Raw genomic sequence first — 244 nt, forward strand, 5'->3', positions numbered from 1 at the left:
GGGTATGCGGGTGCCGCCAACAAGATCACAGGCAAGACGCTATCAGCGATAAATGTCACGCCTCGACGACGTGAGCCCCCGGCAGGCCGAGCCGGTTGAAGACGTTGCGGGTATCGACAATCAGCGGCACGTTCCGGGCAAGCATGGCATAGTCGATCTGGTCGTGATCGGTTGCGAACAGTACCGCATCGTAATCCGCTACAGCTTCCAGTGACAGTGCCACGGATGTCCTGCCTTTCAGCGC

The 244-nt window shown here is 59.4% G+C and carries 1 pseudogene; it reads right to left on the reverse strand.

From position 1 onward, the window contains the following. Nucleotides 1–55: 55 nt before the first annotated feature. A pseudogene (locus ACPYOI_RS36775) lies at nucleotides 56–244 on the reverse strand (nucleotide sugar dehydrogenase); the annotation flags it as partial.

The organism is Rhizobium sp. SVR5-2C, from assembly GCF_056755115.1.